The organism is Pseudomonas sp. P4_B4 (genome assembly GCF_056402255.1).
Map to the genome: position 1 here is coordinate 37,400 of NZ_JBFUHS010000019.1, position 15,029 is coordinate 52,428.

Here is a 15,029-nt window from a genome sequence, read left to right on the forward strand (position 1 = left end):
GAAAAGTTTCCCTGCTCCGATTCCATCATGTAAATCAACGGGTTGCGAAACAACTAGGCGGGAAAGGTCGGGGCAGAGGTGCCACAAATTTCTGGAGCATCGACGCGGCAAACCAATTACATCCAAGCCAAATGGGGTGATTTTTTCGGAGTGGACCGCTTGAGTTTCTGGTGCAGCATCCGCCCGTTACCATGTAGATAGCAGGCGATCCAGCGAACACAATCCACTAAGCGGGTCTTGCCGCTTTAACCGCCATCGCCCTCAACTGCTTTCTAACCTTCTTTGACCTCTAACGGTGCTGGGGTCAGATCGAGGTACTCATATCGTTCTTCATTTCTGAATCCCTCGATAGGGTACGTCTTCACTATCCTCATCTTCTCCGCGTCATAACTCATGCTGTCCACCAAGCACGCTTCGGCCAATTTTTGGTTGTGAGCTCGCAACCGCATGTAGTTAGTTTGAGTCCAGGACAAGATCGCTTTGTGAAGGGGCCAACTTCTACTACCGTATCCATCCTTCCTGAGCGTCAAACCCAATACGTTCAGAAATAAGCCAAGTGCTTTTGCCCCCCGGAAGCTCGGGAGCGAACGCCTGCCAACTACTTCGTTGTACAAGAGTCGACGTGCTTTATGCGCGATAATTTTGCTGGCAGCACTGGATTGCTTATGGTCGCCTAAAAGTCTGCTCCACACGGAGTTGTGTTGGACAATCCAGCTTTCCCACCAAGGCGAGGTAACCGAAGATGCAGCAAATACCACTTCGGCGATCATGACCGCGAGATTGTCGTAAATCGATTGGCGACTTGGCTCGTTTCCCTCATGGATACGTAATCGCACATATCTCGGGACCCCTTTTTTGTCGAGAATTTCGACTGCTCGGTTTATAAAGTTGACCGCGACGCGCACGCGATCTAGCACATCACTATCCCAGGCGCTGTTGGCTACTCCGTTGAGGGTTTGCAGATCAGACACAGAGCTTTCGATATTGCCCATGGCGCGATAAAGCACAACGGAGTGGTTCCACATTTGCTTGTCGACATAGTCGCTGAATGTCATCAATACAACACGGCAATAGGCCTCCCACTGGGTTGCATCCCACTTCACCCCCAATTCGGGGTCAAAAATGGTCCCCACCACCTCGACCAACTTATAGGTCGAGAACATCGCTTGACTGAGGGGCTTGTGATAGCCCATCAGACCCGACTCATACCCTTCGGCCTCATGAAATATGAAGGAATCTCTATTCTTAAGGGCCTCGTTCATAATGTTTTTGGCGAAGGTGTCTACGTGCACTCCATATTTTTCCGCTTTGCCCATCGCTTGGAAAACAGCCAAGGCAGTACCTGGTGAAGACTCGACAATCGCGCGGCAAAGCCTCTTGTCGGCGATCAGTAGCATCAAGTCACTAGCATATGCCACCACTTTGGTGGGCTCCTTCCGCGCCCTCTCTCTTGGCTCCACCTGGTGGTCTCTAATCTCAGCCTTGATCATTGCATGATGCACAAGCGCCCCCGCAGAACGGGAAAGCTCGTCTGCAATAACCGCCAGTTCGGACGGGGAGCCTTTTAGGATTACGCGGTACAGGGTTACTGCAAAGCGCTCGGCGTTTCTTTTGCCATATATTGGTGGCTGGATAAACGCGAACCATGCCCAAGTAAGGAATGTCAGAAGGAATAACGCGCCGAGGACAGCCTGCCAGGACGCAGGAGTTAGGAGGTTTCCTCGAGGTACCAGCCATTGCTCTGCGCGCCACAAATCTGTCAATAGGGTGAGTATTCCTACCGCAGTGACGACTGAAAACGTAATGCCCCGAAGGGGGATCGGCGCTGTTTGGACGCGAAATCGATAGCGTACATCCCCAGTCGTCCAGGCTAGCACCATGAGCGCGAGGCCAGCCAAGAACTCCGAGAAACCGAAAAATTTGGACCCGGTTGCATCCAATGGAATGAAGCACACGCTCATGAAGCATTGCTCAGCTGACACCGGCCCCTCTCTTTTTCGTCCGCGAATTTAGTCGAAAGTCATACTGAGGCCGCAAATAAAGAAGGACAACCATCGGGAAAGCCGATAGCGGTAGTCTTGCAAAGCCCCCCCCTCGACCACCCGCGAGCCCAGGTCATAAATGCATGATTTGAGAAGCAAATGTCTACCGCTTCTCTGTTTTTTCCGAGCGCGTAAATGGGCGGATGCAGTGGCCTATACATTGGTCACCGTTCTGGTTCGGCCGCGCAAGACCATCAAGTCCGGCCAATTACCTAAGCTTTTTTGGTTGGATGCTTACAAAGTGCTTACAAAACTATCAGACACAAAAAAGGCCAATCGCAATGATTGACCTAAGTCGTTGATTTTATTGGTGGGCCCACACGGACTTGAACCGTGGACCAAAGGATTATGAGTCCTCTGCTCTAACCAACTGAGCTATAGGCCCTCAGTAGGTCGCGGATTATAGCGATGGTTTCGCGGCTGTGCTATCCGAAAAATCCAATACGGTTGTACGAAGAAACGTCGCGGCAAATTCGTCGGGGGGTAGGGGCAGGCTGACGATGTAGCCCTGGATTTGTTCACAGCCCTCGGCAGCGAGGAATTGCTGTTGCGCCAGGGTCTCGACTCCTTCGGCAATCACGGTGAATGGCATGCTGCGTCCGAGCGCGATGATGGCGCGTACGATCGCCGCATCGTGGGGATCGTCCGGCAGGCCGCGGACGAAGGACTGGTCGATCTTGAGGATGTCCAGTGGCAGGCGCTTGAGGTAGCTCAGGGACGAGTAACCGGTACCGAAGTCATCGATGGCCAGTTGCACCCCCAGTTTTTTGAGTTGATGCAGCACCGCCAGCGCTTCCTCGGCCTGGCTCATGATGAAGTTTTCGGTGATTTCCAGTTGCAGGAAACCGGGGTTGAGGCCGTTGTCCTTAAGCAACTGTTCGATTCGGCCCAGCAGATTGGGTTGGCGCAATTGGGCGCCGGCAAGGTTGACCGACAGTGGGCCGGGACTGTCGTACAGCCGGTGCCATTCGGCCATCTGCCGGCAGGCGGTTTCCAGCACCCAGTCGCCGATTTGCAGGATCATGCCGTTTTCTTCAGCCAGCGGGATGAAGTGTTCCCGCGGCACGTCGCCAAAGGTCGGATGGCGCCAACGGATCAGGGCTTCGGCGCCGACCAGGCTGTAGTCCACGAGGCTGATTTTCGGTTGGTAGCACAGGTGCAACTCGTTGCGTTCGATGGCGCGGCGCAGTTCGTGTTCCAGCGCCACGCGTTCGCTGGCCTGGGCGGTGAGGTCGCGGGTGTAGCTTTCGACGCGGTTGCGGCCCTTGGCCTTGGAGCGGTACATCGCGGCGTCGGCGTTCTTGATCAATGTGGCAACGTCGCAGCCATCCTTCGGATAGAGGCTGGTGCCGATACTGGCGCTGATGAAAAACTCGTGTTCGCCAGCCTGGAACGGCGCGGCGAAACAATTGAGCAATTTAGTGGCGATGTGGTCGGCATCGCTGGATTGTTGCAGGCCCGGCAATAGAATGATGAATTCGTCACCACCCAGGCGCGCCACGGTGTCGATGTCACGCAATTGCTCCTTGAGACGTACGGCAATGCCCTTGAGCAGCAGGTCGCCGACCGGGTGGCCGAGGCTGTCGTTGATGTGCTTGAAGCGGTCAAGGTCGAGGAACAGCACGGCGCCTTGGCCGCCGTTTTCCTGTTGGTTGTTGAGCGCCGTCAGCAAGCGGCTTTCGAACAGCGTGCGGTTCGGCAGGCCGGTCAGCGGGTCGTGGTGCGCCTGGTAGTCGAGTTTGGCCTGGGCATGCTTGAGGCTGGAAATGTCGGCGAACACCGCGACAAAGTGGGTGATGAACTTGTCGCGGTTGCGCACGGCACTGATGGTCAGCCAGCTCGGATACAGCTCGCCATTCTTGCGCCGATTGGAAATCTCGCCCTGCCAATGACCTTCGGCGGTCAATTGATGCCACATGGCCGCGTAGAACGCGCTGTCATGCAGGCCTGAGGCGAGCAGGCGTGGCGTGTGGCCCAAGGCTTCGTTTTCGCTGTAACCGGTGATTTCGGTGAACGCACGGTTGACCGCGCTGATGTGCTGTTGGGTATCGGTGATCAACACGCCTTCGGCGGTGCTTTCGAACACGGTGGCGGCCTGTTGCAGTTTTTCCTGCATCAGGTGCCGCTCGGTGATGTCCCGGGCGATGGTCAGCATGCAGTCTTCATCGCCAATCGGCAGCGGACGGCTGGACACTTCACAGAGGCGGATCTGCCCGTCGCTGCGGCGGATATGGCAGCTGAAGTCGCGGACAAAACCGTCGCGGTGCAGCAGGTCGAGCATTTGCTTGCGTTCATTGAGGTTCACCCAGATTCCCAGGTCCAGCGCCGAACGATCCACCGACATGGCGCTGTTGAACCCGGTGATGCGGCTAAAACCATCGTTGACCTCCAACAGCAAACCATCACTTTGCCGAGACAGCAGCAAACCGTCGGGAGAGGCGTGGAAGGCCTTGGCGAATTTTTCTTCGGAAGTTTGCAACTGTTGCTGGGTTTCCTTGAGCTGGGTGATGTCCCGCACTACGACCACCAGCGCCGGTGTCATGTCGAGGTTGAACGGTTCGGCGGAGATCAGGCCGGTAAACACCTGGCCGTTGCTGCGACGAAAGGGCATTTCCAGGTTGCGGATGCTGCCGGCCTGCAAGCGTTGCAACAGGCCCGGCCCAACACCGGGAATCCCCCAGATGTTCAGGTTGGTGGCGGTCTGGCCAATGACGTCCTCGGCCTTAAGGCCGATCTGTTCTTCGAACGCTTCGTTGACTTCCAGCAGGCAGCCGTCGCTCAGGCGCGCGATCACCAGCATGTCCGGGCATTGCTGGAACACGGAAGCGAATTTCTGTTCTGACAGGCGCAGCGCTTCCTCGGTGCGCTTGGCGTCGGTGATATCGATCATCAACCCGCGCAGCACCGGCTCATGCCCGTGTTCGATCAGGCTGACGATATCGCGCACCCACAGGCAGCGGCCGTCGGCGGTGATCACCCGGTAATCGAGGCGGTGATCGCGCCCGGCCAGCACTTCGTGATCGCAGAAGGTCTGGGCACGGGTCAGGTCGGCGGGGTGAATGATGTTGCGCCAGAAGCCCGGAATCAGCCAATGGGACAGGGGATAACCGAGAAGGTCTTCGGCGTGGGGCGATACATAGCTGTAGGTGAAGTCGGTGACTTTTGCTTCCCAGGCGATGGCCGACAGGCTCTCCACCAGGCCGCGGTAGTGGTATTCGCTGCTGCGCAGTTCCTGTTCAAGGTTGACCCGGCGGGCGATTTCCGAGCTCAGGCGGCGGTTGATGCGGATAACCACCGCCAGCACGGTAGTCAGCAGCAGCAATCCGGGCAGGCCATACACCAGCAGGTCATTCCAGAAAGTTCGATGATCGAGGACGTTGCCGACCCAACGCTCCTGAATGGCGCTGATTTCAGCGGGGCTCATGTCCGCCAGGACTTTGTCGAGAATGCCGACCAGCATCTTGTTGTCGCGGGGTACAGCCATGGCCAGTTGATAGCGATAGGGGGTTTCACCGCTGACATACAACCCATCGAGCTTGAGTTGGCGCAGGCTCCAGACGCTGGAAGCCAGATCGCCCACCACGGCGTCCACTTCGTCGGTGGCCAGCGCCTGTAGCGCCGAGCTGACGTTGGGCATCGCCACCAGGTTCAAGTCGGGATGGTGGCTGCGCAGCAGCTCGTGGGGGGCGTAGTTTTCCACCACGGCGATTTTCAGGCCGTACAGGTCTTGCAGATTATGTGGCTGGGGGCCCCCGACATGGGCCAGGATGACAATCGGAAAATCCAGATAGGGGCGGGTGAACGACAGATATTTCTGGCGTTCAGGGGTCGACATGATGCCCGGCAGCAGGTCCAGTTTGCCCTTTTTGGCTTGTTCCAGGACGGCGGTCCAGCTCACCGGCTCGATGGGCGTGAGCCGGGTTGCCAGCCTTTTGCGGATGACCTCGATGTAATCCGCGGCAAGGCCCTGGTAGCGGCCCCCATCGTCACGAAACTCGAAGGGCGGCCACGAAGCATCGACACCCAGGCGCAATTCCGGGTGAGCCGCCAGCCAGCTACGTTCATCGTCAGTGAGAGTCAGCGCGCCAGCCGTTGCGGTCCAGGTCATCAGCGACAGCAAAAAAAGCACGGTCGGCAGTCTGGGCATAACGGTCTCGTTATGGCTCGGGGGAATGTTTCGAGTGTAGACGGCTACAGGGAGGAGGGGGGAAGCGGGGAAATTTAATCTGTACAAAGCAAAACCCCCGGCCTGGGCCGGGGGTTCTGTGATCACTCGTCGAGGAAGGAGCGCAGATGCTCGCTTCTCGTCGGGTGGCGCAGCTTGCGCAGCGCCTTGGCTTCGATCTGACGAATCCGCTCACGGGTCACGTCGAACTGCTTACCAACCTCTTCGAGGGTGTGGTCGGTATTCATGTCGATACCGAAGCGCATGCGCAGCACCTTGGCTTCACGGGCAGTGAGGCCGGACAGCACTTCGCGAGTCGCTTCTTTAAGGCTCTCAACGGTTGCAACATCGATTGGCGACTGCATGGTCGAGTCTTCGATGAAGTCACCCAGATGGGAGTCTTCGTCATCACCGATCGGGGTTTCCATGGAGATCGGCTCTTTAGCGATCTTCAATACCTTGCGGATCTTGTCCTCAGGCATTTCCATGCGTTCGCCCAGCTCTTCCGGGGTCGGTTCGCGACCCATTTCCTGCAACATCTGGCGGGAAATGCGGTTGAGCTTGTTGATCGTCTCGATCATGTGCACCGGAATACGGATGGTGCGGGCCTGGTCGGCGATCGAGCGAGTGATCGCCTGACGGATCCACCAGGTGGCATAGGTCGAGAACTTGTAGCCGCGACGGTATTCGAACTTGTCTACCGCTTTCATCAAGCCGATGTTGCCTTCCTGGATCAGATCGAGGAATTGCAGGCCACGGTTGGTGTACTTCTTGGCGATGGAGATCACCAGACGCAAGTTGGCTTCAACCATCTCTTTCTTCGCGCGGCGGGCCTTGGCCTCGCCGATCGACATGCGACGGTTGATGTCCTTGATCTCGGCGATGGTCAAGCCGGTTTCGGTTTGCAGCGCGGTCAGCTTCTGCTGGCAACGGATGATGTCCGGCTGCAGACGACCAATGGCTTCAGCATATTTGCCTTTGCCTTTGGCCAGGGCATCACTCCAGCTTTCGTCGACTTCGTTGCCCGGGAACTGGCGCAGGAAGTCGGCACGCGGCATGCGTGCATCACGAACGCAGAGCTGCATGATTGCGCGCTCTTGCTGACGCAGGCGATCCAGAGCACTGCGAACACGCTCGACCAGGCCTTCGAATTGCTTCGGCACCAGTTTGATCGGCATGAACAGTTCGGCCAAGGCCAACAGCTCGGCAATCGTTGCCTTGTTGTTGCGACCGTGCTTTTTCAGCGCCTTGCGGGTGATTTCCATCTGATCGGCCACAGCGCCAAAGCGCTGTGCAGCGATGACCGGATCCGGACCGCTTTCGGCTTCTTCCTCGTCATCCGAGGCTTCGCCGTCTTCGTCGTCGGAATCGTCATCCGCCTTGACGGCTTTCGCGTCAACCGGTGGCGGCACTTCTGCCGCAGGCGGCGCGATGCCATCGTCCGGGTCGATATAACCGCTCAGGACGTCGGACAGGCGACCACCTTCGGTGGTGACGCGGGTGTACTCGGAGAGAATATGATCAACCGTGCCGGGGAAGTGCGCGATTGCGCTCATCACCTCACGGATGCCCTCTTCAATACGTTTGGCGATTTCGATTTCGCCTTCACGCGTGAGGAGCTCCACCGTACCCATTTCGCGCATGTACATGCGCACCGGGTCGGTAGTACGACCAATGTCGGTCTCGACCGCAGCCAACGCTGCAGCGGCCTCTTCGGCTGCGGCTTCGTCGGTATCGGCGTCGGCCAGCATAAGGGAATCCTTATCTGGCGCAACCTCGAATACGTTGATCCCCATGTCATTGATCATGCGGATGATGTCTTCCACCTGTTCCGGATCTGAAATATCCTCCGGCAGGTGGTCGTTGACCTCCGCGTAAGTCAGGTAGCCCTGCTCACGACCAAGTGTGATCAACTCTTTGATACGAGACTGCTGTTGCGCTTTTCCGGACATAACACCCTATCCACTGAAGGTCTTGGCGGGCAAAAAACAAGCCGAGGATTATACCTGAGCTATGACCTCACGCGCCAGTTGAGGTCGGGTTTGTTGCGGAAACATTGCGACTCAAGAGATCGCGCAGTTGATTTTTCTCTTCGCTGGTCAATTCGCTTTGACGCGCTTTTCGCAGAAGTTGTTCCAGGTTTCGCTCGCGTTGGCGGGCTGACAAGCTAGTAATGGTGTCGAAAAACTGTTGTTCAAGGTTATCTCCATCAATCAGCCATTCCTTTTCGGCCAGCGCCCTGAGCAAACGGCCTTGTTCTGTGCCGTGCCAACGCGCAATCAGTTGAATTGAGTTTAGCTTGGGATTCTTCTGCACGGCTTCGAGCAGCGCCACCAGCAATTGTGTGTTGGTGTGATCTTCGGCGGCGAAGTGCCCGGCATCCTCGACTTTTTCCGCCAGTTGCGGGTGATGCAGCAACGTGCGCAAGGCGGCGAGGGTCGGCGGTTCTACGGCGGCGGGTACCCGTGGCGCACGGGGTTGATCGCGATCACCGCCCCGTTTGCCATTTTTGTCCCACGGTTTCTTGTCCCATTTCTTGCCTCCTGCACCGGGTTTCTTCGGCGTCCATTCCTGCTGCGGCACATACATTTCCTGTGCCTGCGGCTGATGATAGTCGCTGTAATCAGGCATCGCGTCGTAATCGATGCCTGGGTCGTAGGCCGGTGGTGCTTCTTGCGGGGCGCTTTGTGCCAGTTGGCTCACCGCTTCGCCGCTCAGACCGGTGATTTCGCTCAGGCGCTGACGCATCAGGGTGCGCAGGTTGGCGCCCGGGACTTTGTCGATCAACGGCGCGGCGAGGGTGGCCATATGGGCCTTGCCTTCAAGCGAGCGCGGGTCGGCTTCTTCCGTCAGTTGCTGGAAGAAGTAATCGGCCAGTGGCTGTGCGTGCTGGTTGATGCGTGCGCGGAAGGCGTCGGTACCTTCGGAACGGACCAGGGTGTCCGGGTCCTCGCCTTCGGGCAGGAACAGAAAGCGTGCGCGACGACCGTCCTGCAGGCTCGACAGTGTCGCCTCCAGTGCTCGCCATGCCGCATTGCGGCCGGCCTGGTCGCCGTCGAAGCAGAACAGCACGCTGGGCACGACGCGAAACAGCCGCTTGAGGTGTTCCTCGCTGGTGGCGGTGCCCAGGGTCGCGACGGCATTGCGCAGGCCTTGCTGGGCCAGGGCAATGACGTCCATGTAACCCTCGACGACGATGATCTCGTCGAGGTTGCGGTTGGTCTTGCGCGCTTCGTATAGGCCGTAGAGTTCCTGGCCTTTATGGAAAACCGGGGTTTCCGGGGAGTTCAGGTACTTCGGCTTGTCGTCGCCCAATACCCGGCCACCGAAGGCGATGACGCGCCCGCGACTGTCGCGGATCGGAAACATCACGCGGTCGCGGAAGCGGTCGTAACGTTTACCGCTTTCGGCATTTTCGATCAGCAGGCCGGCATCGATCATGGCTTTTTGTTGCAGGGTATCGCTGCTCAAGTGCTTGAACAGGTTGTCCCAGCCAGGCGGAGCAAAACCCAGGCCGAAGTCCCGGGCGATTTCGCCGGTCAGCCCGCGACCTTTCAGGTAATCCACGGCGGCCTTGCGCGATGGGTGGCTTTTCAGGGCCTGGCGATAAAAGTCGGCGGCGGCGCTCAGTAGCGGATACAGCGGCGAATCGGTCGGCTGTCGCGGTTTGTGCGGGCGGCCGCTTTCTTCGCGGGGGATTTCCATGCCGGCGGCTTTGGCCAGTTCTTCGACGGCCTGGACGAAATCCAGGTTGTCGTGGTCCATGATGAAGCCGAGGGCATTGCCGCCAGCGCCGCAGCCGAAGCAGTAATAGAACTGCTTGTCGGGGCTGACGCTGAACGACGGAGTCTTTTCCTTGTGGAACGGGCAGCAGGCGGTGTGGTTCTTGCCGGCCTTTTTCAATTGCAGGCGCGAGCTGACCACATCGACGATGTCGGTGCGGTTCAGAAGGTCGTCAATGAAGCTCTGGGGAATTAGCCCGGCCATGGCGTTCTCGTCATCTGCGCTGAAAGGATCCCGTAACGTACGGCGACCGAACGGCGGTCATTGTTTGAGGCGCGCAAAGTGTGCGGCTCGACCAGTGTCGTCTGCGTAATCGCTGTCGGGAAGTGTATCTGCCGAAAATCCAATGACGTTAATGCCAATCAGTATTCGACTGTTTGAATGTGTTGCGCTGAATCCGCTGTGGCCAATCATAGGCCCCGGATAGCTCATCATCTGGCACGCAAGCAGGTGCCTTGGGCTGATCGTCGTGAGAGGAATCAGTGGGTGTGCTCGTCAGTAGCCTTGAAAGGCTCGTCAGAAAAGACGTGCACCGCTGGCAAAAAAGCCAGGTCTGACGCGGTGAAGCAGATTTGTCTCGGTCGCGTCTGCGGCTTTGACAGTGAAGCATCAAGCGTTTTACGCAAATGCCATAAGCCCGGCTGAGGGCCGGGCTTGGCAGAAGCTTGCTACGATCGTCTGTGTATTAGTACAGACGAACGGCGCGGCGCTGTTCGCGCTGAACTTTCTTGGCGTGACGCTTAACAGCGGCTGCTGCTTTGCGCTTACGCTCAGAAGTTGGCTTCTCGTAAAATTCGCGGCTACGAACTTCAGCCAGTACACCGGCTTTTTCGCAGGAGCGCTTGAAACGACGCAGAGCTACGTCGAAGGGTTCGTTCTCTTTTACTTTGACGGCTGGCATCCAGAGCTACCTTCATTCATTACCGGGGTCAACATCCTCGCGGCAAAAGAGCACTTGAAGACGTCGGTTTTTAAGGGTTGCGGATGTTAACCCCTCAACGCTCGGAATGCAAAGCCTCTGATCGAAAACCGCTGGTCGGGGCATCACGCGACGACTATTATGCGCGCCTTCGAATTCAGCCTAAACAAGGCGCAAACCCATGCTAGTACTGGGATTAGAAACCTCCTGCGATGAAACCGGTGTCGCACTTTACGACAGTGAACGCGGCCTGCTGGCCGACGCGCTGTTCAGTCAGATCGACCTGCACCGCGCCTATGGCGGCGTGGTGCCGGAGCTGGCTTCGCGCGATCACGTCAAACGCATGCTGCCCTTGATTCGTCAGGTGTTGGCCGAGGCCGACTGTGTGCCGACCGAGATCGATGCGATCGCCTACACCGCGGGTCCTGGCCTGGTGGGCGCGTTGCTGGTAGGGGCTTCCTGCGCTCAGGCGCTGGCCTTTGCCTGGGGCATTCCGGCCCTTGGCGTGCATCACATGGAAGGCCATTTGCTGGCGCCGATGCTGGAGTCGCAACCGCCGGAATTTCCGTTCGTCGCTTTGTTGGTGTCGGGTGGTCATACGCAACTGGTTCAGGTCGACGGAATTGGTCAGTACACGCTTCTGGGCGAGACCCTGGATGACGCCGCTGGCGAGGCCTTCGACAAGACGGCTAAGATGATGGGCCTCAATTATCCGGGTGGACCGGAGATCGCTCGCCTTGCAGAACAGGGCGTTGCAGGACGTTTCGTCTTCCCGCGTCCGATGTGCGACCGCCCGGGCCTGGATTTCAGCTTCAGTGGCTTGAAAACCTTCGCACTGAATACCTGGCAACAGTGTGTCAGCGCCGGGGACGACAGCGAACAAACCCGTTGCGACATCGCGCTGGCATTCCAGCAGGCCGTGGTGGAGACTTTGACCATCAAGTGCAAGCGTGCCCTGAAGGCCGCCGGCATGAAGCGCCTGGTGATTGCAGGGGGCGTCAGTGCCAACAAGGCGTTGCGCGCTTCCCTGGAGAAAATGCTCGGCGACATGAAGGGTGATGTGTTTTATGCCCGTCCGCAGTTTTGCACCGATAACGGCGCGATGATCGCCTTTGCTGGCTGCCAGCGCTTGCAGGCCGGTCAGCAGGAAAGCCTGGCGATCAGCGTGCAGGCACGCTGGCCGATGGAGCAGTTGTCCGCATTGTGATGAGCGGCGCTCATGTCCGGCCGCTAGAAATGCCGTTCGCGCCCGGCAAACAGGTCGCGTAGATTGCCGCGATGACGCCAGACGATCAGCCCAGTGAGCGCGCTCATGGGCAGCAGGGTGGCCGGTTCTTGCCAGGCCAGCAACGGCAGGGTCAGCGGTGTGGCGATGAGGGCGGCCAGGGAGCTGGTGCGGGTCAGGTAGAACGTCAAGAGCCAGGCGCAGACCGCCAGAAGGGCGGCGGGCGGGTATAGTCCCAGCAACATGCCGGCAGCGGTGGCGACACCCTTGCCGCCGCGAAAGCGAAAGTACAACGGAAACAGATGGCCGATGACGGCATAGACGCCGATCCAGGCCTGTTCCTGCTGCGAAAGACCCGCAAGACGCGCAATCAGTACCGGCAGCAGGCCTTTGCAAAGGTCGCCGAGCAGGGTCAGGATGGCGAGTTTCTTGCCGGCCAGGCGCAGCATGTTGGTGGCGCCGGCATTGCCCGAGCCACTCATTCGCGGATCGGGGTTACCGGTCAGGCGGCTGAGCAAAATGGCAAAGGACAGAGAGCCGAGCAGGTAGGCGAGGATCGCCAATAACCAAAACATGCTAACTATTCCGGGCGAGGAAGCCCTGATTCTAACGGCGCATTGCGCCCTTGTCGTGTAGCGGAGAGAAGTGCTTGGACAGAGTGTTTATCGAGGGCCTGGAAGTCGACACGGTGATTGGTGCCTACGACTGGGAACGAGGCATCCGACAGTGCTTGCGTCTTGACCTGAGCTTCGCCTGGGATAATCGCCCGGCCGCAGGCGGTGATGACCTGACCCTGGCGCTCGACTACGCCAGTGTTTCCTCGCGCATCCAGGCGTTTGCCGAGCAGGCGCAATTCCAGCTGGTGGAAACCTTTGCCGAGCGCCTGGTTGAAGTGCTGATGAGCGAATTCAAAATCACCTGGATGCGCCTGAAGCTGACCAAGCCCGGTGCCATCCCGGCTGCCATCGGCGGTGTGGGCGTGGAGATCGAGCGCGGATGTCGCTGACTCAGGTGTACCTCGGGCTCGGTAGCAATATCGAGCGTGAAGCCCATTTGCGGGCGGGGCTCGATGCATTGGCGGCGTTCCTTGTCGATATCCGCTGTTCGGCGGTGTTCGAAAGCCAACCGGTGGGCATCAAGAGCGGGCCGTTCTTCAATTTCGTGGTGTCGGCGTATACCGATATGCCACTGATGGAACTTGATCGTCGATTGAAATTCATCGAGGCGGATAACGGTCGTTACGCACCGGATCGCCGAGGTTTGCCACTGGATATCGACGTGTTGTTGTTCGGTGACCTGGTGGGCAACTTCGATGGCTTGATCTTGCCGCGGGCAGAAATTCTGAAAAATGCGTTCGTTCTGTGGCCGTTGTCGTTGATTGCGCCGGAACGCGTGCATCCGGGTGTAGGCAAGAGCTTTGCGACCCTGTGGGGTGAAGCGCAGATTGATCAGGTGTTGGCGCCGGTGGCTTTCGAATGGCGCGGTGAGCAACTGACACCTTCAGATTTGATGTGATCTGACTGACGCCTTCGCGAGCAAGCCCGCTCCCACAGGTTAGCGCTAACCCTGTGGGAGCGGGCTTGCTCCGGGCGGTGCTCCGACGAAGCTTTTCAGGCAGACGCCGCCTCTTTGTAGGCCTTCAACGCCTTCAGCCGCTCGCGCTTGATCTCCTCCCCCAGCTCCGGCCCCTTGAAACCTTTCTCCAGCAACGGCTGGACCGCCACGCTACGAGCAGCGGTTGCCGCGCCGCGCAAATAATCCGCCTGTGGATAACTTCTTCCTTCCAGCCCTTTGCGCCCGCGCGCATCCATCTCGCATGCCGCGATGAACTCCTCGAACCGCTGTGGCCGACGGTAAATGTCGAAGCTTTGCAGCAATTCCAGCAATGTCGATGGCTTCAGCTCAAGGGCGCGATGCCCGTGGGTGTGATACTCGCCCACCAGCAGCGCCAGTTCCTGGCAGTCTCTCGGCGCCTTGAAGCGTTCATTGACCGCTTTGATCAGCTTCAGGCCTTTGAGCTCATGGGCAATGTGTCGCGGCCATTCTTCCTCTGGCGTCAGGCCTTTGCCCAGGTCATGCAGCAGGCACGCCCAACGCACGGTCAGCGGCTGTTTGTGTTGTGCTGCTTGCTGCAACACGCTCAGGGTATGTGCGCCTGTATCGATTTCCGGGTGGTGGGCAGGTGGTTGCGGTACGCCAAACAGTGCGTCGACCTCTGGCATCAGTACCTTGAGCGCGCCGCATGCACGCAAAACCTCCACAAACACCTGTGGTTGATCTTCCATCAGGGCGCGGGAAATTTCCTTCCAGCTGCGCTCCGGGGTCAGTGCTTCAAGCTCGCCTGACTCACTGAGTTGGCGCATCAGTTCCAGGGTTTCCGGGGCGACGGTAAAACCCAGCGTCGCGTAGCGCGCCGCGAAGCGGGCAACACGCAGAACTCGGAGCGGATCTTCGGCAAATGCCGGGGAAACGTGGCGAAGCAGGCGTGCTTCGAGGTCGCGCTGGCCGTGGTAAGGGTCGGTCAGGTTCTGCTGATCGTCTTCAGCCATGGCATTGATGGTCAGGTCGCGACGGATCAGGTCTTCTTCGAGGGTGACTTCAGGGCTGGCGTGAAAAGTGAACCCGCCGTAACCGCGCCCGCTTTTGCGCTCGGTCCGGGCGAGGGCGTATTCCTCACCGCTTTTGGGATGAAGGAACACCGGGAAATCCGCGCCCACCGGGCGAAAGCCCTTGGCGAGCATCTCTTCGGTCGTCGCGCCGACCACGACCCAGTCGATATCGGTAACCGGTTTGCCCAGCAGGCGATCGCGTACCGCACCACCGACTTTATAAATCCGCATAAAAAACCTCCGTTAGCTCGACAGGATAACCGTTGCATCGAGCTTTCGGAGGCAC

At 58.5% G+C, this 15,029-nt stretch carries 10 protein-coding genes and 1 tRNA gene; 3 read left to right on the forward strand and 8 right to left on the reverse strand.

Annotated features, from left to right (window positions below; all coding sequences use genetic code 11):
- Window positions 1–272: 272 nt before the first annotated feature.
- From AC1DVE_RS19790 to rpsU, 6 genes are all read right to left on the reverse strand, one after another.
- Window positions 273–1,982 carry a hypothetical protein gene (locus AC1DVE_RS19790; protein ID WP_477784143.1) on the reverse strand — a complete coding sequence of 570 codons (1,710 nt, stop codon included), beginning with the start codon at window positions 1,980–1,982 and terminating at the stop codon, window positions 273–275.
- A gap of 368 nt (window positions 1,983–2,350) precedes the next feature.
- A tRNA-Ile gene (locus AC1DVE_RS19795) sits at window positions 2,351–2,427 on the reverse strand.
- 15 nt (window positions 2,428–2,442) lie between these two features.
- Window positions 2,443–6,189 (reverse strand): bifunctional diguanylate cyclase/phosphodiesterase, encoded by a 3,747-nt coding sequence (locus AC1DVE_RS19800; RefSeq protein ID WP_223460324.1) that lies wholly within the window; start codon window positions 6,187–6,189, stop codon window positions 2,443–2,445.
- 122 nt (window positions 6,190–6,311) lie between these two features.
- On the reverse strand, window positions 6,312–8,159 hold the full coding sequence (rpoD, locus tag AC1DVE_RS19805; RefSeq protein ID WP_223460323.1) for an RNA polymerase sigma factor RpoD: 1,848 nt from the start codon (window positions 8,157–8,159) through the stop codon (window positions 6,312–6,314).
- Between the two features lie 67 nt (window positions 8,160–8,226).
- A complete protein-coding gene (dnaG, locus tag AC1DVE_RS19810; protein WP_223460320.1) occupies window positions 8,227–10,194 on the reverse strand; it encodes a DNA primase in 1,968 nt (655 codons plus the stop codon).
- A gap of 481 nt (window positions 10,195–10,675) precedes the next feature.
- Window positions 10,676–10,891, reverse strand: coding sequence for a 30S ribosomal protein S21 (gene rpsU / locus AC1DVE_RS19815; protein ID WP_002551877.1), 216 nt, complete (start codon window positions 10,889–10,891; stop codon window positions 10,676–10,678).
- A gap of 199 nt (window positions 10,892–11,090) precedes the next feature.
- On the opposite strand from rpsU, the gene tsaD reads away from it, so the two are divergent.
- Entirely contained in the window at window positions 11,091–12,116 is a 1,026-nt protein-coding gene (tsaD, locus tag AC1DVE_RS19820; RefSeq protein WP_223460318.1) for a tRNA (adenosine(37)-N6)-threonylcarbamoyltransferase complex transferase subunit TsaD, read from the forward strand.
- Between the two features lie 23 nt (window positions 12,117–12,139).
- Here the strand turns inward: tsaD and plsY are convergent, their stop codons facing one another.
- Window positions 12,140–12,709 (reverse strand): glycerol-3-phosphate 1-O-acyltransferase PlsY, encoded by a 570-nt coding sequence (gene plsY / locus AC1DVE_RS19825; RefSeq protein ID WP_223460317.1) that lies wholly within the window; start codon window positions 12,707–12,709, stop codon window positions 12,140–12,142.
- 74 nt (window positions 12,710–12,783) lie between these two features.
- Here plsY and folB point away from each other — a divergent pair, with 74 nt between their 5' ends.
- Both folB and folK read left to right on the forward strand, forming a co-directional pair.
- On the forward strand, window positions 12,784–13,140 hold the full coding sequence (folB, locus tag AC1DVE_RS19830) for a dihydroneopterin aldolase (protein ID WP_223460315.1): 357 nt from the start codon (window positions 12,784–12,786) through the stop codon (window positions 13,138–13,140).
- Window positions 13,131–13,649 carry a 2-amino-4-hydroxy-6-hydroxymethyldihydropteridine diphosphokinase gene (gene folK / locus AC1DVE_RS19835; RefSeq protein ID WP_223460313.1) on the forward strand — a complete coding sequence of 173 codons (519 nt, stop codon included), beginning with the start codon at window positions 13,131–13,133 and terminating at the stop codon, window positions 13,647–13,649. Before folB ends, folK begins: the two co-directional genes overlap by 10 nt.
- A gap of 95 nt (window positions 13,650–13,744) precedes the next feature.
- Here folK and AC1DVE_RS19840 read toward each other — a convergent pair whose 3' ends face one another.
- A complete protein-coding gene (locus AC1DVE_RS19840) occupies window positions 13,745–14,974 on the reverse strand; it encodes a multifunctional CCA addition/repair protein (protein WP_223460311.1) in 1,230 nt (409 codons plus the stop codon).
- Window positions 14,975–15,029 lie beyond the last annotated feature (55 nt).

Bases quoted from the DNA above. Each gene is read 5' to 3' on its own strand.
- tsaD (WP_223460318.1), top strand. From the start codon at position 11,091: ATGCTAGTACTGGGATTAGAAACCTCCTGCGATGAAACCGGTGTCGCA.
- rpoD (WP_223460323.1), bottom strand. From the start codon at position 8,159: ATGTCCGGAAAAGCGCAACAGCAGTCTCGTATCAAAGAGTTGATCACA.
- AC1DVE_RS19840 (WP_223460311.1), bottom strand. From the start codon at position 14,974: ATGCGGATTTATAAAGTCGGTGGTGCGGTACGCGATCGCCTGCTGGGC.
- AC1DVE_RS19800 (WP_223460324.1), bottom strand. From the start codon at position 6,189: ATGCCCAGACTGCCGACCGTGCTTTTTTTGCTGTCGCTGATGACCTGG.
- folK (WP_223460313.1), top strand. From the start codon at position 13,131: ATGTCGCTGACTCAGGTGTACCTCGGGCTCGGTAGCAATATCGAGCGT.
- plsY (WP_223460317.1), bottom strand. From the start codon at position 12,709: ATGTTTTGGTTATTGGCGATCCTCGCCTACCTGCTCGGCTCTCTGTCC.
- dnaG (WP_223460320.1), bottom strand. From the start codon at position 10,194: ATGGCCGGGCTAATTCCCCAGAGCTTCATTGACGACCTTCTGAACCGC.
- rpsU (WP_002551877.1), bottom strand. From the start codon at position 10,891: ATGCCAGCCGTCAAAGTAAAAGAGAACGAACCCTTCGACGTAGCTCTG.